Origin of the sequence: Amycolatopsis tolypomycina, assembly GCF_900105945.1 — a bacterium.
Classification (GTDB): domain Bacteria; phylum Actinomycetota; class Actinomycetes; order Mycobacteriales; family Pseudonocardiaceae; genus Amycolatopsis; species Amycolatopsis tolypomycina.
Genome location: NZ_FNSO01000001.1, coordinates 1 through 19707 on the forward strand (window position 1 = coordinate 1; position 19707 = coordinate 19707).

The 19707-nt window shown below is 69.7% G+C and carries 25 protein-coding genes and 1 pseudogene; 11 read left to right on the plus strand and 15 right to left on the minus strand.

Annotation, left to right across the window (positions count from 1 at the left end; genetic code table 11):
- From BLW76_RS00005 to BLW76_RS00045, 10 genes and pseudogenes are all read right to left on the minus strand, one after another.
- On the minus strand, positions 1 to 307 hold a 307-nt coding region (locus BLW76_RS00005), incomplete at its 3' end, for a DUF4097 family beta strand repeat-containing protein (RefSeq protein WP_167384407.1).
- Complete coding sequence (locus tag BLW76_RS00010) at positions 304 to 621, minus strand: hypothetical protein (RefSeq protein WP_091303701.1); 318 nt, start codon at positions 619 to 621, stop codon at positions 304 to 306. The genes BLW76_RS00005 and BLW76_RS00010, both read right to left, overlap by 4 nt.
- 284 nt (positions 622 to 905) lie before the next feature.
- Positions 906 to 1067, minus strand: coding sequence for a hypothetical protein (locus BLW76_RS48260; RefSeq protein ID WP_167384406.1), 162 nt, complete (start codon positions 1065 to 1067; stop codon positions 906 to 908).
- 59 nt (positions 1068 to 1126) lie between these two features.
- Positions 1127 to 1351, minus strand: a pseudogene (locus BLW76_RS49375) (SsgA family sporulation/cell division regulator); the annotation flags it as partial.
- Positions 1297 to 1725, minus strand: a complete 429-nt coding sequence (locus BLW76_RS00020) for an NUDIX domain-containing protein (RefSeq protein ID WP_341866458.1) — start codon at positions 1723 to 1725, stop codon at positions 1297 to 1299. The pseudogene BLW76_RS49375 and the gene BLW76_RS00020, both read right to left, overlap by 55 nt.
- A 159-nt stretch (positions 1726 to 1884) precedes the next feature.
- A complete protein-coding gene (locus BLW76_RS00025; RefSeq protein ID WP_091303704.1) occupies positions 1885 to 2067 on the minus strand; it encodes a hypothetical protein in 183 nt (60 codons plus the stop codon).
- Positions 2068 to 2117: 50 nt separating this feature from the next.
- A complete protein-coding gene (locus BLW76_RS00030) occupies positions 2118 to 2810 on the minus strand; it encodes a hypothetical protein (protein WP_091303705.1) in 693 nt (230 codons plus the stop codon).
- A 113-nt stretch (positions 2811 to 2923) separates the two neighbouring features.
- A complete protein-coding gene (locus BLW76_RS00035) occupies positions 2924 to 3172 on the minus strand; it encodes a hypothetical protein (protein WP_091303707.1) in 249 nt (82 codons plus the stop codon).
- Entirely contained in the window at positions 3169 to 3666 is a 498-nt protein-coding gene (locus BLW76_RS00040; protein ID WP_091303708.1) for a hypothetical protein, read from the minus strand. The genes BLW76_RS00035 and BLW76_RS00040 overlap by 4 nt, the downstream gene beginning before the upstream one ends.
- A gap of 1 nt (position 3667) precedes the next feature.
- Complete coding sequence (locus tag BLW76_RS00045) at positions 3668 to 3922, minus strand: hypothetical protein (protein ID WP_091303710.1); 255 nt, start codon at positions 3920 to 3922, stop codon at positions 3668 to 3670.
- Between the two features lie 113 nt (positions 3923 to 4035).
- On the opposite strand from BLW76_RS00045, the gene BLW76_RS00050 reads away from it, so the two are divergent.
- A complete protein-coding gene (locus BLW76_RS00050) occupies positions 4036 to 4356 on the plus strand; it encodes a GntR family transcriptional regulator (RefSeq protein WP_091303712.1) in 321 nt (106 codons plus the stop codon).
- Here the strand turns inward: BLW76_RS00050 and BLW76_RS00055 are convergent.
- Entirely contained in the window at positions 4353 to 4556 is a 204-nt protein-coding gene (locus BLW76_RS00055) for a hypothetical protein (protein ID WP_091303714.1), read from the minus strand. The two genes, BLW76_RS00050 and BLW76_RS00055, sit on opposite strands and share 4 nt — an antisense overlap.
- A gap of 193 nt (positions 4557 to 4749) precedes the next feature.
- Between BLW76_RS00055 and BLW76_RS00060 the strand changes: the two genes are divergently transcribed.
- The gene (locus BLW76_RS00060) at positions 4750 to 6171 is read left to right on the plus strand and encodes an NsdA family TPR-like regulatory protein (RefSeq protein WP_244169986.1); all 1422 of its coding nucleotides are present in this window, start codon (positions 4750 to 4752) and stop codon (positions 6169 to 6171) included.
- Here the strand turns inward: BLW76_RS00060 and BLW76_RS00065 are convergent.
- Positions 6130 to 7023: a phosphotransferase enzyme family protein gene (locus tag BLW76_RS00065; RefSeq protein ID WP_091303716.1), complete on the minus strand. Its 894-nt coding sequence runs from the start codon at positions 7021 to 7023 to the stop codon at positions 6130 to 6132. The two genes, BLW76_RS00060 and BLW76_RS00065, sit on opposite strands and share 42 nt — an antisense overlap.
- A gap of 180 nt (positions 7024 to 7203) precedes the next feature.
- On the opposite strand from BLW76_RS00065, the gene BLW76_RS49380 reads away from it, so the two are divergent.
- The 3 genes from BLW76_RS49380 (at position 7204) to BLW76_RS00080 (ending at position 9775) form a co-directional block, all read left to right on the plus strand.
- The gene (locus tag BLW76_RS49380; protein WP_244169987.1) at positions 7204 to 8130 is read left to right on the plus strand and encodes a hypothetical protein; all 927 of its coding nucleotides are present in this window, start codon (positions 7204 to 7206) and stop codon (positions 8128 to 8130) included.
- A gap of 469 nt (positions 8131 to 8599) precedes the next feature.
- Entirely contained in the window at positions 8600 to 8950 is a 351-nt protein-coding gene (locus BLW76_RS00075; protein ID WP_091303718.1) for a YciI family protein, read from the plus strand.
- Between the two features lie 33 nt (positions 8951 to 8983).
- Complete coding sequence (locus tag BLW76_RS00080) at positions 8984 to 9775, plus strand: arylamine N-acetyltransferase family protein (RefSeq protein WP_091303719.1); 792 nt, start codon at positions 8984 to 8986, stop codon at positions 9773 to 9775.
- Here the strand turns inward: BLW76_RS00080 and BLW76_RS00085 are convergent.
- Entirely contained in the window at positions 9769 to 12090 is a 2322-nt protein-coding gene (locus BLW76_RS00085; RefSeq protein ID WP_091303720.1) for a sensor domain-containing protein, read from the minus strand. The two genes, BLW76_RS00080 and BLW76_RS00085, sit on opposite strands and share 7 nt — an antisense overlap.
- A gap of 65 nt (positions 12091 to 12155) precedes the next feature.
- On the minus strand, positions 12156 to 12869 hold the full coding sequence (locus BLW76_RS00090) for a rhomboid-like protein (protein ID WP_244169988.1): 714 nt from the start codon (positions 12867 to 12869) through the stop codon (positions 12156 to 12158).
- Positions 12870 to 13038: 169 nt separating this feature from the next.
- On the opposite strand from BLW76_RS00090, the gene BLW76_RS00095 reads away from it, so the two are divergent.
- Positions 13039 to 13578: a hypothetical protein gene (locus BLW76_RS00095; protein ID WP_091303723.1), complete on the plus strand. Its 540-nt coding sequence runs from the start codon at positions 13039 to 13041 to the stop codon at positions 13576 to 13578.
- Here BLW76_RS00095 and BLW76_RS00100 read toward each other — a convergent pair.
- Positions 13565 to 14887 carry a nucleobase:cation symporter-2 family protein gene (locus tag BLW76_RS00100; RefSeq protein ID WP_091303725.1) on the minus strand — a complete coding sequence of 441 codons (1323 nt, stop codon included), beginning with the start codon at positions 14885 to 14887 and terminating at the stop codon, positions 13565 to 13567. The two genes, BLW76_RS00095 and BLW76_RS00100, sit on opposite strands and share 14 nt — an antisense overlap.
- 118 nt (positions 14888 to 15005) lie before the next feature.
- On the opposite strand from BLW76_RS00100, the gene BLW76_RS00105 reads away from it, so the two are divergent.
- Genes BLW76_RS00105 through BLW76_RS00125 form a run of 5 tightly spaced genes read left to right on the plus strand, consistent with a single transcriptional unit; the run spans position 15006 to position 19669 of the window.
- Positions 15006 to 16145, plus strand: a complete 1140-nt coding sequence (locus tag BLW76_RS00105; protein WP_244169989.1) for a 5-methyltetrahydropteroyltriglutamate--homocysteine S-methyltransferase — start codon at positions 15006 to 15008, stop codon at positions 16143 to 16145.
- Entirely contained in the window at positions 16145 to 16465 is a 321-nt protein-coding gene (locus tag BLW76_RS00110) for an NIPSNAP family protein (protein ID WP_091303726.1), read from the plus strand. The genes BLW76_RS00105 and BLW76_RS00110 overlap by 1 nt, the downstream gene beginning before the upstream one ends.
- Positions 16462 to 17232 carry an IclR family transcriptional regulator gene (locus tag BLW76_RS00115; RefSeq protein ID WP_091303728.1) on the plus strand — a complete coding sequence of 257 codons (771 nt, stop codon included), beginning with the start codon at positions 16462 to 16464 and terminating at the stop codon, positions 17230 to 17232. Before BLW76_RS00110 ends, BLW76_RS00115 begins: the two co-directional genes overlap by 4 nt.
- A 53-nt stretch (positions 17233 to 17285) precedes the next feature.
- On the plus strand, positions 17286 to 18500 hold the full coding sequence (locus BLW76_RS00120; RefSeq protein WP_091303729.1) for an NAD(P)/FAD-dependent oxidoreductase: 1215 nt from the start codon (positions 17286 to 17288) through the stop codon (positions 18498 to 18500).
- Positions 18500 to 19669: a 4-hydroxybenzoate 3-monooxygenase gene (locus tag BLW76_RS00125; protein WP_091303731.1), complete on the plus strand. Its 1170-nt coding sequence runs from the start codon at positions 18500 to 18502 to the stop codon at positions 19667 to 19669. Before BLW76_RS00120 ends, BLW76_RS00125 begins: the two co-directional genes overlap by 1 nt.
- The last annotated feature ends 38 nt before the right edge of the window (positions 19670 to 19707 follow it).

The window sequence follows — 19707 nt, forward strand, 5'->3', positions numbered from 1 at the left end:
CGGTCAGGGCGATGTCGCCGGAGACGGAGCGGGCGCGCACGGTCGAGTCGGTGGCGGCGTCGACGGTGATGTCGCCGGAGACCGTTTTGATCTGCGCCGACCCGGCCAGTTCCCGGCAGATCACGTACCCGGACACCGTGCGGACCGACACCTCCGCGGCGCGGGCGGTGTGCACGTCCCCGGACATCGTCTTCACCCGCACCGTGGTGGCATCGACGCACGCGAGGTTCCCCGCCGTGGTCTCGACGTCGACGAACCCGAGCGGGCCGGTCGCCGTGAGGTGCGGCGTGACCCCGGACAGGATCACCGATGACCCCGGGGCCACCCGGGCGGTAATCCGGACCGGCCCGCCCGGCGGGCCGCCCCGGCGCCGGTGACGGTGTAGCGGCCGGAACCGGCGATGACGGTGCCGTTGACGATGGTGACGCCGTCGCCGACGACCATGTCGCCGTCGATGGTGCCCAACTGGATTCCGACGACCGACCCGGTCACGATCCCGGCCTGGATGCTCACGTGGCCGTCGGAGCGGACTACCGTCGCGCCGCCTCCGGCGCCCTCGGGCTGGGGCATGCGCAGGGTGAAGCGGCGGCCTTCGGCTTCGATCGTGGCCGCCGAGATCAAGGCGGCGGTTTCGCGGCTGGTGTCCCCGGCCGCGGGGCGAGCGTGATTCCCCGTATTCGAGAGAGTCGTCGGCGATCACCTCGATCACGTCGTCGTGGGAGTAGATCGCCAGCTCGATCGGGCCGGACTGCCCGCACACCAGCGTGCGCGGTGTCGGCGGGTTCGGGGTCGTCGAACCGTCGTCGTTGTGGTCGGGGGTGTTGGCGGGCATGGCGAAGACACCTGTCCTTTCCGGACATTCGATGAGGGGCAGGATGTGCGGTGGTGCGCGAGAGCGGGCCGGGTCACGCGGCGGTGGCGGGGCCGTCGGCCAGGCGCGCCCATTCGGCCGGCCAGTCGACAGCGCCCGCCTCGCATCCGGCGGGCACCAGGGCGTAGGCGGCGTCCAGCAGGCTGGTGACGGTGCCGCGGGCGGCCGAGAGCTCACCGCCGGGTTGGTCAGGCACAGCCACACCAGCACCCGATCGCGGTCGCCGCCGACGTCCGGGGTGACCTGCACATCGCCCGTCCCCGCCGGAGCGGCGAGGCCGTCGCGCAGCAGATCCCGGGCGAACAGCCACGACACCGGGCCGAGGTGCAGGGTGACCGCCCACGGGTCGGTGGTCGTGTACTCCCAGACCCCTTCGACCTCGCCGCGGTCGTCGACGATGACGGTGGCGGGGAACAGCAGCTGTGTCACGGCTCCTCCCGCAGGTCCAGTTCCGTGCGCAGCGTCCGCGGCAGGTTGCACGCGACGATCGCCGCGGAGAGCATGCGGTCGTGGTCGAACGCGAACCCGCCCGCCCGCGCCACCTTGACCGCCACCCGAACCGGCATCCATTCCGCCGCCGCCGCGTCGTCGGCCGCGACCGGGTCGGGTGCCTCCTCCGGCAGCACCACGGCGTAGGCGACCGACACGTAGCGGCCCCGGGCGTCGCGGCCGGGAGCGTCGAACACCCCGACCTGGCGCACGAACGCCCCGGCGGGCACCGCGACGCCGGTTTCCTCCGCCAGCTCCCGCACCGCCGCCTCCTGGGCAGTCTCGTCCGGTTCGACGTGACCGCCGGCAGGGCGAGCTTGCCCTTGTGCGGGTTCCAGCCGCGCTGGATCACCAGCACGTGCCATTTCCCACCCCGCAGGGTGAAGGCGACCATGTCCGCGGCGTAGAACACCGGGGTCCGGTCGTCGAGGCGGGCGGCGATCTTGGTGGCGAGCGAACCGAGCAGCGACACGGCGAATGTCCTTTCAGGAGTAGGAAAGAGGGCTGGCAGAGAGGGCGGAGGGTCAGCGGAGCAGGTCCCGCCACACGTCGGCGCGCTCGTCGGCCTTGGCGGCCGCGTTGTTGTAGACGGCGGCCTGGCGGTAGTTGCCGTTGCGCTCGTGTTCCTCGGCCTTGTCGCGCAGCGCCGTCGCGGTCGCCGCCTCGTCGGAGGCGTTGGCGCGCACCGCGTTCTTGAAAACGCCCATGGTGAAACACGTCCTTCCGTCAATGGGGTGGAGCAGAACAAGGGAGAAGATCAGGCCGCGCGCAGCTGGTGAACCGGCGCGGCGGTCAGCAGAGCGGTGACGTAGGAGACGAACGACCGCTCCGCACACGGGTGCACCGCCCCGGTCTGCGGGTCCCGCAGCGTGGTGCGCAGCCACAGCGTCAGCCGCGCCACCGACCAGCCCTGCGCGCGCCGCTTGGCGATCGCGGCCACCAGCGCGTCCAGGAACTCCGGCCGCACCCGCGGTGCCCGCTTCGCCGCCTTTGCCGCGACCGGGCACGGTCCGGCCAGGTTGGACAGGGGCGGCCGGCTGGTGCGCGGCCGGGACGCCATCGCGGCCTCCCGCTCCGCGGCGGCCAACAGGCGAACCTGCGCCGCGACGTCGCGGTAGACCCCGGCCCGCTGGTGCATCACCGCGTCGCGGGTGCCGCGGGTCAGGACCCGGGCGTTGGCCGCCAGCAGCCCGGCCAGCATCTCGAACCGGCGCGCCACCACCGCCGGACCGTCCTCACGCACCAGCACCAGCGGGTTCCCCTCGGCCGCCGTGGGCTCGGCCTCGGCCAGCAACCGCAGCTGCGCCGCCACATCGCCGTAGACGGCCACCCGGACCCCGGTCACGACCTCCGGCAGCCCGGCCGCGCTCAGCAGCGCGGCGTTGCGGGTCAGGGTGTCGGCCAGATCGGCAAACCGGGCCGCGGTCACGGTGGTCAGCGTGGCGGTCATGAGCGGTCCCTTTCGTGCGGTGCAGCCGGAAGCAGGCATGGCGCTGCCCCGGGACGAATGCGGAATGGCTTGAATGGCGCGGAAAAGGCGCCGGAACGCGGTGGTGGGTCAGGTCAGGCGGCGAGACCGAACCCGGCAGCCGCGATCGTCTGCAAGAACTCGCGGTGCGTGGCGTGGCGGACCTGGTCGATCCACTGGGCCAGCCGGATCGCACTCAGCCCGTGCGGGCCGGCGACCTCGCGGCGCAGCCGCTCGTAGGTACGGTCCAGCCAGTCCAGCCGGTCGAACGCCGACGCCGTCGCGGGCGGCATCCCGGCCAGCAGCCCGGCGAACGCGGCCGGGACGAACAGGCGGTCGGTCATGACTGCCTCCCGTAGCGCAGGGCGATCCAGGTGGTGACCAGCGACGCGGCCACGCCGATCGCGCGGTGCGCGGCCTGGTCCAGCTCCGTCAGCGCGGTCCCCGGCCCGGCGGCGTCGACCACGCCGTCGCGGCGCTGCACCGTCGCGTGCTCGACGTAGCCCTGCTGCCCCGCCAGCCGCGCCAGCGCCTTCAGCGGCTCCCGCCGGTCGATCACGTAGTGCGTGGCCGCGTTGATCGCGACCCCCGTGGCCAGCGCCCGCAGCGGCACCCGGAACCCGAGCACCCGCGTCACCGCCACCGCCGCACCCACCTGACCAGCGGTGTAGCTGGCCACGTGCCGGGCGCAGTGCCGCGCACCCTCCCGCCCCGGCTTGCCCTTGCCCGCCGCGTCCTCACTGGACTGCAGCCACTGGTCACACAGCGGGTGAATGTCGGCGAACGTCGCCTGCAACGCCGCGAACAACGCCAGCCCACGAACCGTGCTGCTCCGCATCTCAGGCCACCTCCCCCAGCTCACGCGAGGCCACAACCGGCAGCGAGTACACCCGGGCCACCGGGGCCTCCAGCTCGGCCAGCGCGGCCTCGATCTCCGCCATCTCCGCGTACAGGTCGACCAGCTCGGCCCCACCCTCGAAGCCCCCGGCCAGGACGCCGTCACCAGTCAGGCCGGTCGTGTCCGCGAAGTAGTCGAAGTCCAGGTCATCCGTCGCCGCCTCGATCTGGCGGCGGCTCGGTCGTGCGTTCCTCATCGGCAGTTCCTTCCGTCGTTGACTCATTCAATCTAGCTCAAGCTAGTTCAAAGGCACGATAGGCCGATCGAGTGAACTAGCCCAACCTGATACAAGCGGACTAATCTGGAGCTATGGACAGCTCTGCTGGGCAAGCGCCCTTCGAAGTAGTGGCAGCCGAGATCCGAAGGGATATGCGGGAAGGGAAGCTAAAGCCGGGCGACAAGCTGCCAACTCATCGCGAGTTGGCCGGCCGGTACGACATCGCCGTCGCCACCGTTCAACGGGCGCTCAAGGTCCTTCAGGACGAAGGGCGCCTCGTGGCGCGCCAGTCGATTGGCGTCTTCGTCACGGAGAACGCGGGACAGGCGGAGCCGCTGACGTTGAGCCAGCTTGCGGCCCAACTGGCTGACCTGCGTGAGCGTGTCGAGACGTTGGAACGCCGTCCTGGCTAGCCGTTGAACAGTGCGCGGGCGAACTGGATCAAGCTGTCGAGGGCGCCGTCGCCCTTGTCGGCGGCAGTGTCGACGGCCGCGGCAGCCTCAATCGGAGACTTGATCACGATAACGATCACCACGAGCACGGTCAGCCCGAAAAGGAACTTCTTCCAGCCCCCGCCGCCGGTCTTGAACCCAGGGAACGAACTCTTCGCCATGATCTCTCCTTTGTGGTCGTTTGGCTGGTCCGGTTCGGACCGGGCCGCCTTGCTGAAACCAGATTCGCGGATGGACCCCCATGCACATCAGGGCGCAAGCGGGGGCACATGGCACAAGGGGGGGCACATTCGGAGGAGTCCGGTTTGTGCCCCCTGCCGATCACCTGTGTTTAACTGGGGGTGAGGAGGGGCGATGAACGAACAGGGAAGGGTGCCGAACACCCAGCTGGCGGCCCTGATGCGGGAGGCCCAGCTCAGCCAGAAGAGCCTCGCGCACCACATGCGCATGATCAGCGAGCGCGACAACGGGAAGCCCATCGCGCCGTCGCACACGAATGTGGCCAAGTGGTTGAGCGGCGAAACGAGGCGTCCGAACGCGCGAACCTGCCAGGTGCTCGTTAAGGCGCTGAGTGGGCGCCTCCAGCGCCGCCTCACACTCGAAGACGTCGGCTATGGCGGCGGCCGGCCGGGCAACACCCCAGACGAGTCCCCCTTGGACTACCCCGAGACTATCGAAGCGACCGTGACGTCGCTCGAACGGCTCGCCGCATACGAGCTGCGCGACGGCGCGGCGACCGGGGGCCTGGTAGTCGTGCCGGAGGCATGGGACGGTCTGCTGACGCGGTGGACGTACGGTGAGGACAGCGAGCCGCACGCTCCGGTCGAGCCACGACCGATCGGCGAAGTCGACGTCGAAGTGGTGAAGGATGCGACGGCCTACTTCGCGAACGCGGACTACAGGTACGGCGGCGGTCGACCTCGACCGATGGTCGGTACTTTTCTCAAGACGGAAGTGCTTCCACTGCTACCCGCGGTTTCACCCAGTACCGCAATAGGACGAGAATACTTCCGAGAAGTAGCGGCCCTTACGCGGCTCGCGGGCTGGACCGCATACGACATCGGCGAGCACGGCGCAGCTCAGCATTACCTGTTTCTGGCTTTCAGGCTCGCGCGGGCGGCAGGCGATAAAGCGTTGTGTGGGCGAATTCTCGCAGGGATGAGTCATCAGGCAAACTTTCTCGGACATTTCGAACGTGCCGTTCATCTCGCCCGCGGTGCGGCATTTGGCGCTCGGGACCACGCCACTGCGACGACCAATGCCCTTTTTTATGCGATGGAAGCCCGAGCGCTGGCGTCAATGGGAAAGACTGCGGAAACGATTGCAGCACTTGCTGCCGCCGAGCAATGGCTCGGAAAAAGTGATCCCGAAAAGGATCCGGAATGGATCACGTATTTCGACAATGCAGAGCTGCATGCCGAGTTTGCCCACTGTTATCGAGACTTAGGGCAGGCCGATTTGGCGGTGCATCACGCTGCGGAATCCATTTCTTCGTCTAAAAACCTCTATGTCCGCAGCCTTTCATTCTGTCGAACAGTACTGGCAACGGGGCACCTTCAAGCTAACGAAATAGAAGAAGCCGTGAAAGTGGCGCAAGGGGTCGTCGACACCGCCGTGCAACTGAAGTCTTTCCGTGTCGTTTCCTACTTGCACGACTTCCGCAAGCGCCTTCGCGGTCATTCTTCCGAGTCTGCGGTGCGCGACTTCACGGAACAGACCGAGAGTCTGCTTGGGTCAGTAGATTCCCCACTGTCGCGGCAGTTGTTCATTGCGTAGATCCGAGATGCGATGAAGGATCTCTGCGTCCAGCTCATCCGTCTCGCCCATTCGTTGCATTAGCCATGTCGTCATGTTTAGCTCGCGAATAGCGCGAAGTACAGGGAAGCCTGCCCACTTGGTCGGATCGAATCCGTAGGCTCTGACATATGCCGCATATGACGCCTTGTCGAGCCATCCGAATGCCTTGTATCGCACAGCCGCAACGGCAACATCCCACTCGCGTGGCCCGAATGCGAAATCCTCGAAATCGATCAGGCGAACGATGCCATTCTCGTCGCGCATGAGGTTTCCGTTATGCGCGTCACCATGGATTGGACCGAGAGGTAGAACAAAATCGAGTTCTTCGAATTTCGCCTCTAGCTCAATTGACCGATTGCGAAGGAATGATAGGTCGGCATCCGGAATTCCATTTGCCCGATCGAGGCGTGCGGCCACCTTGGGGAAAGGCTCGAATTGTGGCAATGCGAGAGTGTCGTTCGAGGGGAGATTGTGCAGTTGACGTAGTATCTCGCCGAGATCTTGATATTCAACCGGTTCATTACTCTCGCGAATGAACTCCCAGAATGTGACAGCGAATCCGCAGGCGAGGACTGGCTGCGGAGCTTGCCGGGCGAGTCGGACTGCCGGGAAGTCGGCGGTTTCGAGCCATGCGGCAATTCGAATCTCTTTGCGACTGGCCTCTTCGGAGCGCCCCACCCGCGCCATGACGTCGCGCTGCAAGCGGAACATGGCGTTTTCGCCCATGCGGATAAGGGAGGCGGATTCGCAGTCGAGGTCTGCGACCTGGCACGCTTCGCGTAGCGCACGCTCAGCGGAATCCGGCGTGAGCGCGGGACCGGTCTGTGTCATGCCGTCCGTTCTCCTATCGGTGACTCGTTCAGGCTACTGGGCCGCGGCGCGGGTCGCCGACGATCGGCGTCCAGCAGCAGCGTGCTGAGCCTGCGTCTCCGGTGGGCGGGGGTCCACCTGGATATGACGGACGATCCGCGGTGGTCGACGCCGCACAGCTCACCGGGGCATCCTGGCGACATGGGCGAGGGAACGATCTTCGACAAGTGGGAGGCAGCCGGCCGCCGGGCGATGCAGCGGGATGAGGCGTGGCGGGCACGTTGGGCGGCGATTGAGCGGGCCGCACGATGGCCACTGCTGTCGGGTGCTGCCGTCGCCGGGCTGGCGCTCGGGGTGTTGGCGGGCTGGCCGTGGTGGCCGTGGGCAATCGGCGTGGGACTTCTCGCAGTGCTCGCCCTGGCGGGAGTTCGTCAGCGGCTGGGGCCGGCCTACATGACCGCTACGGCTCTGCTGGCGGTCGATGCTGCCCTGCTCAGCTACGTCAACCCGTGGTGGTGGGGTCTGCTCGCTGGAATCGGGGCGCTCGGGTTCGCGGCGGTCGCCGGAACGTGGCTGGGCTGGTGGCAGCATCGCCGGACGCACGTGCTTGCCGCCGCCGTGGCCGGCCTGGCACTGCTGGCGACGTCCGCGGTGGTGCTCGCGGTGCACGCGGCCCAGGCAGCCGAGGTCGAGCGTCAGCAGCAGGCCCAAGCGCACGAACAGGCCGTGGCGCGCATCCTGCCGCGGACCCCGGCCAGCATGGTGAACTTCCTCGCCGAACGAATCACCCGGCCCACGCCCGAAGCGGTCGCCGATGCGTGCTTCGTGTTCAGCCCGGACGCGCAACGTCAGCTCGCCGACGCTCAAGGTGGCGGCGACTGTGCCGGAGCCATCCGGGCACTCGCTGCCCGGGTCACCGACCCCAGCGGGTACGTCAACCGCCTCTGGCTGCCCGGTCAGGCCACCCAACCCGGGCCAGCCAGCACGCTCACCGTGGACGCCTGCGCCCTCGACTTCGGCGGCCTCGCTGGCGTCCCCGGACCCGATCCGGGGCCCCAGCTTGGCCACTTGACCCTGACGCAGCAGCATGGCGAGGGTCACCGCATCACGGCCTACCGGCCGTGCTGACATCACTCTGCGTTGATGTCCGCGGCTCCCATGTTGCACCCGGCCCAGGCTGGGAGGGGCTCAATGGGGGTCTCAGCCACTGCCGTTCATGGGGGTTCGGTGCCGACTTCAATAGGCGCTGACCTGCATCGATCTTCTCCGCGGACCGTGCTGAACCAACAACCCAAGACCTGAAAAGCGGAAGGTCGCCGGTTCGACCCCGGCCCTGGCCACACCTGAAGAAGCCGCCTTGACCCAGGTCAAGGCGGCTTTCTTGTGCTTGTGGTCCCGGAATTGCCGGGGGTGAACCTCTTGGCCGAGACGCTCGCGGTCACCGCACTCCGGGAGCCGGCGCGGTGGCTGGGGAACGTCCGGCTGCTGGGCCGAACGAGTGAACCGCAGGCGCCCATGTCCGGGCGGACCACGCGGCCTCGACCCACCGGCGAAGGCAGCCCGAACGGGGCCGCCACCCACACGCGGGGAGCCGGACATGCGTTACGTCCTTACCCTCCACATGAACCCCACCCTCTGGGCCACCCTCACCGACGACCAGAAGAACGCCGTCTACGAAGGGCATGGTGCCTTCATCGAACTCGTCACCGAGTCCGGTGAGATGGTCGAGACCAAGGCGCTCGCCGAACCCGCCGAGACCAAAACCGTCCAGGTCAAGGACGGCGTGGTCCACACCAAGACCGGCGGCTTCGTCGACTCCGAGGCCTTCCTCTGCGGCTACTACGTCGTCGACGTCGAAAGCGAGGCCCGCGCCGTCGAGCTGGCCGGCAAGATCCCCGACGCGCAGTACACCGCCGTCGAGGTGCGGCAGGTCGTGCACGAAGGTTGACCTCCAGCTAGGTCGAGGGTCCACCATGGAACCATGACCACCGAAGGGGAATGGGGCATCGGCGCCGTCGACCTCGACGCCTACCTCGCGCGCGTCGGGCAGCCGCGGCGGGCGCCGTCCGAAGGCGCGCTCGAAGAACTCATGCGGGCACACGTCGGGGCCATCCCGTTCGAGAACGTCGACGTCGTTCTCGGGCAGCACCAAGGGATTTCGCTCGACGTCGTGAGCGCGAAACTCGTCGGACGGCGGCGGGGCGGCTACTGCTACGAACACAGTGGCCTCTTCGCCGCCGTCCTCGAACAGCTCGGCTACACCGTGCACAGGCTTTCCGCGCGCGTGCAGCCGCGGCGGCCCGGGCCCTACACGCACATGACGCTCGTCGTCGACGTCGACGGCCGGAGCTTCCTCGCCGACGTCGGGTTCGGGGCCGGGATCATCGACCCCATGCCGCTCGTCGACGGCCACGAAGTCGACCAGGCCGGGTGGCTGCACCGCATCAAGCGAAACGGCGAGTGGTGGACGCTGCAGAAGGGCGACGAGGACATCCTCGAGTTCCGGCTCAACGAGATGCACCCCATCGACTACGAGGTCTACCACCACTACACGTCGACGCACCCGAAGTCGCCGTTCACCGGACGCCTGGTCATCATGCGGATCGACCCCGGTGTCAGCCGCAGGCTCCTCGGCCGTGAGCTCACCGTCGAAAAACCCGATGGCAGCAGCGAAACCACCACCGTCGCGCCCGACGAGCTCGACGCCGTCCTCAAGGACCTCGGCGTCGAGCTCACCGACGACGAACTGGTGCGGCTGAAGAACGTCTACTGACCGAACAGCTCGGCCGCCGGCACCGGGCGGCCGAGGTGGTAGCCCTGCGCCTGGTCGCAGCCGAGCGCGCGGAGCAGCTCCAGCTGCTCCGCCGACTCGACGCCCTCGGCGATCACCGTCAGGTCCACCGCGTGGGCCATCGCGATGATGCTCGTGACGATCGCCTCCGCGTCCCGCGACTCGGCGATCCCGGTGATGAACGAACGGTCGATCTTGAGCGTGTCCAGCGTCAGCCGGCGCAGCTGCGCGAGCGACGAATACCCGGTGCCGAAGTCGTCGATCGCCAGCAGCACGCCCAAGGACCGCAGGGACGCCAGCACTTCGGCCGCCGCTTCCTCGTCGCGCATCAACGCGCTTTCGGTGACCTCCAGGCACAACGCGCCGGCCGGCAGCCCGGTGCTCGCCAGCGCGTCCTGCACCGCGGGCACCAGGTGCGGGTCGTCGAGCTGGCGCGTCGACAGGTTCACCTTCAGCGTCAGGTCCAGGCCCTGACGAGCGCGCCGCGCAGCGAGTTCGCGGGTCGTCGCGCGCAGCATCTCCTTGCCGATCACGTTGATCAGGTCGCTCTCCTCGGCCAGCGGGATGAACTCCGCCGGCGAGATCGCGCCGTGCCGGGGGTGCGTCCACCGCAGCAGCGCCTCGACCGCGACCATCTCCCCGGTTCGCAGGTCGACGACCGGCTGGTAGGCGGGCCAGAGCTGGCCGTCGTGGACCGCGTCGCGCAGGTCCTGCTCCATCCGCAGCCGGCGCTGCATCCGCTCGCGCAGGCCGACGTCGAAGAAGTGGTGCCGGCCGCGGCCGAGCGTTTTCGCCTGGTACATCGCGACATCCGCGTCACGCAGCAGGTCTTCGGCGCTGCGGCGGTCGTCGCGGCCGACGAGCACGACGCCGATGCTGGCGTCGAGGTGCAGCTGCCTGCCGAGCACGCCGATCGGCTCGGCCAGCGCGGCCCGCAGGTGCTCGGCCAGCGCGTGGACCTCGCCCGGGTCGGTGACTTCGGCGGTGACGACGACGAACTCGTCGCCGCCCAGCCTGCCGACCAGGTCTTCGCGGCCCGAGCTGCGGCGCAGGCGCTCCCCGACGATCCGCAGCACCTGGTCGCCGACCGAGTGCCCGAGCGAGTCGTTGATGACCTTGAACTTGTCCAGGTCGAGGAACAGCACGGTGACCGCGCCCCGCTCGCGGACGTCGAGCCTGCCGAGCACCAGGGTCCGGTTCGCCAGCCGGGTCAGGGGATCGTGGGTGGCGTCGTGCGCGAGCTGCGCGCTGATCGCGCGGGTCTCGGTGATGTCGGTGAACGACGTCACCACGGCCATCGCCGCCGGGTCGTCCGGGTTGAGCAGCCGCGAGGTCAGCGACACCCAGACGTCACGGCCGTCCGGCCGGCGCAGGCGGACGACCAGCCCGTTGTGCGTGACCCCGGTCCGCCGGGTCTGCACCGACGGCATCTCCTCCGGTGGGATCCACTGCCCGGACTCGGTGAACAGCGTCAGCGTGTGGCACGGGACGCCGATGACGTCGGCCTCGGTGACGCCGAGGATGCGGCAGGCCGCCGGGTTCGCCGCTTCGATGAGCCCGCCCGGACCCATCACGAGCACGCCTTCGTCGAGGGACGCGACGACCGTGCGGTAGTTCTGCTCGGCCCGCCGCCGGGCGGTCTCGTCGGCGCAGACGAGCACGTAGCCGTCGTTCATCTCGGCGGCCGAGACGCGGACCGCCAGGGGAGCGCCGTCCCGCCGCCGGTGCACCGCTTCCGCGACGCCGCCGCCGCGCCGGATGGCAGGCAGGTCGAGCGGGGCGCCGACGAGCTCGCTCGCCCGCCGCCCGACGGCTTCGGCCGCGGTCCAGCCGTACACCGCCTCGGCGGCCGGGTTCCAGCTGGTCACGACCCCTTCGCCGGTGGTCGCGATCAGCGCGTCGCTGACGTGCGACACCAGCGCGGCCTGGTAGCGGAGGGCGTCGGCGGCCGCCTTCTTCGCCGTGATGTCCCGCATGACGACCTGGTACGTGACCTCGCCGAGGCACACCAGCACCGTCTCGACGGCGAACTTGCTCCCGTCCAACCGGGACATCAGCGCTTCGACGGGCTCGCTCGCCTGCCCCCGTTGCCTGAGGTGGGCGAGCTTTTCGATCACCGCGGCCCGTGCCTCGTCGGCGACGAAGTCGGTGAAGCGGCGGCCGACGACCTCGTCGGCGGAGCGGGCCGCGAACGTCTCGAGCGCCGCGCGGTTGGCGTAGGTGACCACGCCGTGCTCGTGCACGCAGATCGCGTCCGGACTCAGCTCCACCAGTTCGGCGAGCGAGTCGGCCTGCATGTGCGTCCGTCCCCCGTGAAGTCGGCGTGTGGCCCGTCGATTACACCACCGACTCCGGCGCCTGCCTACCCGGCGAAATCCGGGCCCGGCCTGGGGATGCGCGCACGCAGCCGCGGCCCCCAGAACAGCAGCCCGAAGTGCGCGGCGAACACGTGGCCGAGCAGCGTGACGATCGAGTCGAAGGTCGCCGGGTCGTCGCTCAGCCAGATCAGCGCGATGAACGCCTCCACGGCGGCCAGGGCCACCAGCCGCGCGCGGCCGGGCAGCAGGAACACCAGGGCGCCGGCGGTGGTGAAGAAGCCGTAGCTGACCCCGATGTCGAGCCAGTGCCCGGCGGAGACCGGCAGCACCCGGGCGCTGATCAGGGCCATCACCGGAAGTTCGGTGACGAGCGTGGCCACGACGTGGCCCGAGAAGAACACCAGCGCCGTGCGGCGGGCACCGAACCGGCGTTCCAGCGGCGCGACGGCGAGCGCGAAGATCAGGACGTAGGGCAGCCAGCTCTCGCCCGGCAACCAGATCGCGCTGGTCAGCAGCGAGGTCAGCGGGCGCCGCCACAGGTTGTGGGCGTCCGTGCTGGACAGCTGGAGCAGCCGGTCGGTGACCGCCGGGTCGGCGAACTCGAGCACCAGCGTGGTGGCGAGCAGGACGACCAGGTAGCCGAAGGTGAACGGCGTCGTCTTCGGGTTGGGGACGTGCCGGAGCCACGACCACGGGCGGCGCCCGACGGCGACGGGCTGGTCCGCTCTCCGCAGCATGGCCCGAGCTTCGGTCGTCATGCTGGGAGTATCACGAGCGTCAGCTTAGAAAACGCTGTGGATGTCACTCACCGTCAAATCTTGCATTACGTGACGAATTTTTGCCGCTACTTCACCCGTTCGGGGTCTTTTTACGGTAAGAATACGGCCACGATGTCGGCCGAACGGCGTCTCGGGAAGGTCTGTCGGGGTGAACGACGAGGTATCGGTCGCCGAGCTGCTCGTGCGCGAGGGCTGGGGCGATCGTGCGGAACCGGGGCAGTCGCGCTGGCGGGTGGTCGCGGTGATGCTCGCCGTCATCGTGGGCTGCGGTGCCGCGGCCGCCCTGGTCGCCTTCGGCGGCAAGGAACGCCAGGACGCCTCCCCGGTCGACCAGATCCAGGTCATCCCCTTCCCGCAGCGCACCACCGGGCTGGGTGGCGCCGACCAGGCCACGGACTCGCCGCCGGACGGCGGGATCGGCGGCGGCACCGGCGGCGACGTCGTCACGGCGTCGAACGAGCACCGCGGCACCGTCACCGAGGTGCCGGGCCGCGACCCGGCCACCATCGGAAGCACCAGCACCGGAACGGCGGCGCCGACCGCCACGTCGACCGGCGCCGACCCCTCGACCACGGGTTCCGCGACGACGACGCCGCCGGGGAACCCGCCGCCGTCCACCCGCCCGCCGGCCCCGACCACCACGCCTCGAGCCGAGCCGTCGTGCGTCCTGGTGATCATCTGCTGGTGAGCAGGTCCGGCTCCGGCCGCCGCCCGAGGTGGTTGAACAGCAGGTTCAGCACGAACGCGAGCACCGCCGTCACCGTGATCGGGCTGCCGCCGATCGTCTGCAGCCAGGCCGGGAAGTGCTTGAAGATGTCCGGGGCGAACGCCGGCAGCAGGCCGACGCCGAGGGCCACCGCGACGACGAACGTGTTGTGGTTGCCGGAGAACTCGACCGTCTTCAGGTTCTGGACGCCGACGGCCGCCACCATCGCGAACATCACCACCGCGACCCCGCCGATCACCGGCTCCGGGATGGCCGCGATGAACGCGCCGATCTTCGGCACCAGGCCCATCAGCACCAGGATCCCGCCGGTCACCGCGACGACCCAGCGGCTGCGCACGCCGGTCATCCGCACCAGGCCGACGTTCTGCGCGAACGCCGTGTCCGGGAACGAGTTCATCACCCCGCCGAGCACCGCCGAGACGCCGTCGGTGGCCAGGCCGCGGGCGAGGTCGGCGTCGGTCGGGCGGCGCCCGGTGATCTCGCCGACGGCGATCATGTCGGCGGTCGACTCGGTGAACGTCACCAGCATGACCACGCACATCGACAGGACCGCCGCGATCGGGAACGTCGGCGCCCCGAAGTGGAACGGCGACGCCAGCCCGAACCAGCCCGCCGCACCCAGGCCGTCCCAGTGCACCAGGCCCATCGGGATCGCCGCGACCAGCCCGATCGCCAGCGCGAGCAGCGGCCCGATCTGGCCGGCGAATCCGCGCAGCACGCGGGTGAAGAGCACGAGCAGCGCGAGCACGCCGAACGCCAGCCCGAGGTGCGACGGCGCCGCGTAGTCCGGGGACGTCGTGTCGTGGCCGGCGATCATCGCCGCGCCCGGGCCGAGCAGCGAGACGCCGATGACCAGCAGCAGCGTGCCGGTGACCAGCGGCGGGAAGAAGCGGATCAGCTTCGCGAACGGCTTCGCGATGAGCAGCCCGAACACGCCGGAGGCGAGCATCGCGCCGTAGACCGCGGGCAGTCCGTACTGGGACGCGATCAGGATCATCGGGTTGACGACGGTGAACGTCGCGCCCGCCACCACCGGCAGCCGGATGCCGAGCAGCTTGCCGATACCGACGGCCTGGATGAGCGTCGCGATGCCCGCGACCAGCAGATCGGCGTTGACCAGCAGCCCGATCGTCGCCGGGTCGAGCTTCAGCGCGCTGCCGACGATCAGCGGCACCGCGACCGAACCGGCGTACATGATCGACATGTGCTGCAGGCCGAGCAGCGCCAGCCGCCCGGCGGGCAGGACCTCGTCGACCGGGTGTTTCGTCATGACCAACCCCCTGTTTTCGGCACAGCCAACGCGGTGCCGGTGACGGTAGCAAGTCACGGGCGTGATGATCATGTTTCGGGGGGCGGCGCAACGGCCGGGAATGTGTGACCATCGGTGCATGACTTCGGGTGGCATTTCCCAGGTGGGCCCGCCGTTTCGCGCCGATCACGTGGGGAGCCTGCTCCGGCCCCCGGTGCTGCGCGACGCGCGACGGCGGCACGAAAGCGGTGAGATCGGCGCGGAGCAGCTCCGCGCGGTCGAGGACGACGCGATCCGCGACGTGATCAAGATGCAGCGGGCGGCCGGGCTGAGCTCGGCGACCGACGGCGAGTTCCGGCGCGGCTCGTGGCACATGGACTTCATCTACGCGCTCGGCGGCATCTCGAAGAGCGACCAGCGGCTGCACGTCAAGTTCCACAACCTGGCGGGCGACCTCGAGTTCAGCCCGCCGGGGCTGCAGGTCGACGGCAAGGTGCGGCTCGACGAACCGATCTTCGCCGACCACTTCCGGTTCTTGCAGTCCCATGTGGACCCGGGCGTGACGCCGAAGCTGACCATCCCGTCGCCGAGCATGGTCTACTACCGCGGCGGCCGGGCCGCGGTCAGCGAGAGCGTCTACCCGGACCTCGAGGAGTTCTTCGCCGACCTCAGCGCGGCCTACGCCGCGCAGGTCAGTGCGGTGTACGACCTCGGCTGCCGGTACCTGCAGCTCGACGACACCAGCCTCGCCTACCTGAACGACCCGGCGCAGCGGGAGCTCGTCGCGCGGATGGGCGGCGACCCGGACACCCAGCACCTGCGCAACATCGCGACGATGAACGCGGCCCTGGCCGGGCGTCCCGAGGGCCTCACGGTGACGACCCACCTGTGCCGCGGCAACTTCCGGTCGTCGTGGGCCGCTTCCGGGAGTTACGAATTCGTGGCGGAGGCGTTGTTCGGCGAGCTGGCCGTCGACGGGTTCTTCCTCGAGTACGACGACGAGCGTTCCGGCGGGTTCGAGCCGCTGCGGTTCGTGCCCAAGGACAAGAAGGTGGTCCTCGGCCTGGTCACGACCAAGCGGCCGGAGCTGGAGGACCCGGACGTCCTGGTCCGGCGGATCGAAGAGGCTTCGCGCTATGTCGACATCGACCGCCTCTGCCTGTCGCCGCAGTGCGGGTTCTCGTCGACCGAGGAGGGCAACGACCTGACGGCGGACGACCAGCTGCGCAAACTGGAGCTGATCGTCGCGACGGCCGACCGCGTCTGGGGCGGCCACTGATGATCACGTGCGTCGTCGACTACGTCATCGACCCGGCGAAGCTGCCCGACTTCGAACGCTTCGCGGCGGCGTGGATGCGGCTCGTGCAGCGCGAAGGCGGCATCCACCACGGCTACTTCCTGCCGGCGGAGGGGGCGAGCGACGAAGCCAGGGCGCTGTTCAGCTTCGAAAGCCTGGCGGCGTACGAGCGGTACCGCGAGCTGTTCGGCGTCGACCCGGACTTCATCGAGGCGGACAAGATCCGCGACGAAAGCGGGTGCGTGGTGCGGTACCGGCGCACGTTCATGCGCCCGTTGCTCCCGGACGACGAAGAAGTGTGAGACACAGCGCGCAGCGGCCGCCGTCGGTGGTGGATCGGGTCCTTGATCTCCTGGGCGCCTTCACCGCCGAGCGGCCGCGGCTCACGCTGTCCGAGCTGAGCCGGCGGGCCGGGCTGCCGCTCTCCACCACGCACCGGCTGGCCGGTGAGCTCACCCGGCGCGGTGCGCTCGTGCGCGACGAAACCGGCGGCTACCGCGTCGGGTTGTGGCTGTGGGAAGTCGCGTCCCTCGCGCCGCACGGGGCCGAGCTGCGGGAAAGCGCCATGCCGTTCCTGGAGGACCTCTACGAGGCCACGCACCAGAACGTGCAGCTCGCCGTGCTCGACGGGCCCGAGGTCGTCTTCGTCGAGCGCATCTCCGGGCGGGGCGCCGTCAACGTCGTGACGCGCGTCGGCGGGCGGCTGCCGGCGCACGCCACCGGTGTCGGGCAGGTGCTCCTCGCGTACGCGCCCGCCGAAGCTCAGGAAGACGTCCTGGCCGGCCCGCTCAAGACGTTCACGCCCAAGACGATCGGCGAGCCCGGGCAGCTGCGGCGCGTGCTGGCCGACGTGCGCCGGGACGGCTACGCGATCAGTGACGGGCAGATCGAGCTGATCGCCCTGTCCGTGGCGGCTCCGGTCTGCGACGCCACGGACAAGGTGGTGGCTGCCATTTCGGTGGTGGTGCCGGCGGAGACGGATCCGCGGACGCTGGTCCCGGCGGTGCGGGCCGCGGCGTGGGGGATCTCGCGGGTGCTCGGCGCCCCGCGGGCGTCCTCGACGGCGTGAGCCGGTTGTGGTCGGATGAGAGCGAGGGTTGCCGGATCGGGTGAGGAGCAGGAATGACCACCGTTGCCGTCGTCGGTGCTGGTCAGAGCGGGTTTCAGGCCGTCGCCTCGCTGCGGGACCGCGGCTTCGGCGGCCGGGTCGTGCTGGTCGGGGACGAGCCGGGCGTGCCCTACCAGCGGCCGCCGCTGTCGAAGGCCTACCTCGCCGGGACGGCCGGGCTCGAACAACTCCACCTGCGTGGTGAGGACTTCTTCGCCGAGAAGGACATCGAGCTGGTCGAAGCCCGCGTGAAGAGCATCGACCGCGAGGCGCGGAAGACCCGGCTCGAAGACGGCCGCGAACTCGACTACGACTTCCTCGTCCTGGCCACCGGCGCCCGCAACCGGACGCTGCCCGTGCCCGGCGCGGACCTGCCGGGCGTGCTGACCCTGCGCACCCGCGACGACGCCGACCGGCTGCGGGCGTCCCTCGAGCAGGCCGAACACGTCGTCGTCGCCGGCGGCGGGTTCATCGGGCTGGAGTTCGCTTCGCACGCCGGCCGCCCGGTGACGATCGTCGAGGCGCAGGAGCGCCTCCTCAACCGCGTCGCGACGCCGGAGATCTCCGCCTACTTCGCCGACCTGCACCGCACTGCCGGGCACACGGTCGTCCTCGGCCAGGGCGTCGCGGAGATGCACGGCGACTCCCGCGTCCGCGAGGTCGAGCTGACCGACGGCACCCGGCTGCCCGCCGACCTGGTCGTCGTCGCCGTCGGCGTCGTGCCCGAAACCACCCTCGCCGAGGCCGCCGGGTTGCCGGTGCGCAACGGTGTCGTCGTCGACGAGCACCTGCGGACGGCGGACGAGCGGATCTTCGCCATCGGCGACTGCGCCAACTTCCCGTGCGTGCAGGCCGGCGCCGAGACCCGGCTGGAGTCCGTGCAGAACGCCGTCGACCAGGCCCGCTGCGTCGCCGCGGCGATCACCGGCACCGCCGAGCCCTACGCCAGCCTGCCCTGGTTCTGGACCGACCAGGCAGGCGCGAAGCTGCAGATCGCCGGTCTCCTCGCGGGCGCCGACCGGACCGTGGTCGCGGGTGACCCGGCCGAAGGCAAGTTCTCCGTGCTGTCCTTCCGCGACGACGTCCTCATCGCCGTCGAGTCGGTGAACCGGCCCGCCGACCACATCGCCGCGCGCCGCCTGTTCACCGCCGAGCCGAAGCCCGCGTACGCCGATCTCGAGGCCAGCGCCTTCGACCTCAAGGCGCACCTGAAGTCGCGAGCCGCGTGATGCGCACGCAGGTCGCCGTCATCGGCGCCGGCCCGGCCGGGCTGCTGCTGTCGTTCCTGCTGCACGAAGCCGGGATCGACTGCGTGGTCCTCGAAGCCCGCGACCGCGAGTACGTCCGGCAGCGGGTGCGGGCCGGCGTCTGCGAGCAGCCGACCGTCGAGCTGCTGACGTCGCTGGGCCTCGGCGAGCGGCTGGCGGCCGAGGGCATGCCGCACGAGGGGTTGTCGCTGCGGTTCGACCGCGCCGACCACCGGATCGCCCTCACCGAGCTGACCGGTCGCCGGATCACCGTGTACGGGCAGCAGGAGATCGTCAAGGACCTGATCGACGCGCACGAGGCTCGCGGATACCCGATCTCGTATGAGGTTTCGAACGTCGAGCTGTCCGATGTGGACACCGAGCGGCCGCGGGTGGCTTACCACGACAGCGAAGGCAACGCGCAGACCATCGAATGTGACGCCGTCGCGGGCTGCGACGGCTTCCACGGCGTCTCGCGTCCGTCCATTGCGGACAGTTTGACGGTGTACGAGCGCGAGTACCCCTTCGCGTGGCTGGGTGTTCTGGCGCGGACGCCGCCGTCGCACCACGAGCTGATCTACGTCCACCACGAACGCGGGTTCGCGCTGCACAGCATGCGGACGCCGGAGATCACCCGCCTCTACCTCCAGGTCGATCCCCACGACGACCTGGCGAACTGGTCCGACGACCGGATCTGGGCCGAGCTGACCGCGCGCCTGGAGGTCGAGGGCGACTTCACGCTGAAAGAGGGTCCGATCCTCGACAAGGGCATCACGCCGATGCGCAGCTTCGTCGCCGAGCCGCTGCGGCACGGGCGGCTGTTCCTGGCCGGCGACGCCGCGCACATCGTGCCGCCGACCGGCGCGAAGGGCATGAACCTGGCGATCGCCGACGTCCGGGTGCTGGCACGCGCACTGGAAGCGTTGCTGCGCGGCAACGAATCCCTCGCCGCGGCCTACTCGGACACGTGCCTGCGCCGGGTGTGGCGGGCGGAGCACTTCTCCTGGTTCATGACGACGATGCTGCACACCGACCCGCACGCCGACGGCTTCGCCCGGCAGCTGCAGCTGTCGCAACTGCGCTACACGACGTCGTCGCGCGCGGCGGCGACCAGCCTCGCCGAGAACTACGTGGGGCTACCGTTCGCCTGAGATCGTCAACTCGTGGTTGACGCACCGGGTGCGTCAAC

What these genes read in the sequence shown, in the direction of transcription:
- BLW76_RS00020 (WP_341866458.1), bottom strand. Translation starts at nt 1,725, where the DNA reads ATGGCACGTGCTGGTGATCCAGCGCGGCTGGAACCCGCACAAGGGCAA.
- BLW76_RS00025 (WP_091303704.1), bottom strand. Translation starts at nt 2,067, where the DNA reads ATGGGCGTTTTCAAGAACGCGGTGCGCGCCAACGCCTCCGACGAGGCG.
- BLW76_RS00030 (WP_091303705.1), bottom strand. Translation starts at nt 2,810, where the DNA reads ATGACCGCCACGCTGACCACCGTGACCGCGGCCCGGTTTGCCGATCTG.
- BLW76_RS00035 (WP_091303707.1), bottom strand. Translation starts at nt 3,172, where the DNA reads ATGACCGACCGCCTGTTCGTCCCGGCCGCGTTCGCCGGGCTGCTGGCC.
- BLW76_RS00040 (WP_091303708.1), bottom strand. Translation starts at nt 3,666, where the DNA reads ATGCGGAGCAGCACGGTTCGTGGGCTGGCGTTGTTCGCGGCGTTGCAG.
- BLW76_RS00045 (WP_091303710.1), bottom strand. Translation starts at nt 3,922, where the DNA reads ATGAGGAACGCACGACCGAGCCGCCGCCAGATCGAGGCGGCGACGGAT.
- BLW76_RS00050 (WP_091303712.1), top strand. Translation starts at nt 4,036, where the DNA reads ATGGACAGCTCTGCTGGGCAAGCGCCCTTCGAAGTAGTGGCAGCCGAG.
- BLW76_RS00055 (WP_091303714.1), bottom strand. Translation starts at nt 4,556, where the DNA reads ATGGCGAAGAGTTCGTTCCCTGGGTTCAAGACCGGCGGCGGGGGCTGG.
- BLW76_RS00060 (WP_244169986.1), top strand. Translation starts at nt 4,750, where the DNA reads ATGAACGAACAGGGAAGGGTGCCGAACACCCAGCTGGCGGCCCTGATG.
- BLW76_RS00065 (WP_091303716.1), bottom strand. Translation starts at nt 7,023, where the DNA reads ATGACACAGACCGGTCCCGCGCTCACGCCGGATTCCGCTGAGCGTGCG.
- BLW76_RS49380 (WP_244169987.1), top strand. Translation starts at nt 7,204, where the DNA reads ATGGGCGAGGGAACGATCTTCGACAAGTGGGAGGCAGCCGGCCGCCGG.
- BLW76_RS00075 (WP_091303718.1), top strand. Translation starts at nt 8,600, where the DNA reads ATGCGTTACGTCCTTACCCTCCACATGAACCCCACCCTCTGGGCCACC.
- BLW76_RS00080 (WP_091303719.1), top strand. Translation starts at nt 8,984, where the DNA reads ATGACCACCGAAGGGGAATGGGGCATCGGCGCCGTCGACCTCGACGCC.
- BLW76_RS00085 (WP_091303720.1), bottom strand. Translation starts at nt 12,090, where the DNA reads ATGCAGGCCGACTCGCTCGCCGAACTGGTGGAGCTGAGTCCGGACGCG.
- BLW76_RS00090 (WP_244169988.1), bottom strand. Translation starts at nt 12,869, where the DNA reads ATGACGACCGAAGCTCGGGCCATGCTGCGGAGAGCGGACCAGCCCGTC.
- BLW76_RS00100 (WP_091303725.1), bottom strand. Translation starts at nt 14,887, where the DNA reads ATGACGAAACACCCGGTCGACGAGGTCCTGCCCGCCGGGCGGCTGGCG.
- BLW76_RS00105 (WP_244169989.1), top strand. Translation starts at nt 15,006, where the DNA reads ATGACTTCGGGTGGCATTTCCCAGGTGGGCCCGCCGTTTCGCGCCGAT.
- BLW76_RS00110 (WP_091303726.1), top strand. Translation starts at nt 16,145, where the DNA reads ATGATCACGTGCGTCGTCGACTACGTCATCGACCCGGCGAAGCTGCCC.
- BLW76_RS00120 (WP_091303729.1), top strand. Translation starts at nt 17,286, where the DNA reads ATGACCACCGTTGCCGTCGTCGGTGCTGGTCAGAGCGGGTTTCAGGCC.
- BLW76_RS00125 (WP_091303731.1), top strand. Translation starts at nt 18,500, where the DNA reads ATGCGCACGCAGGTCGCCGTCATCGGCGCCGGCCCGGCCGGGCTGCTG.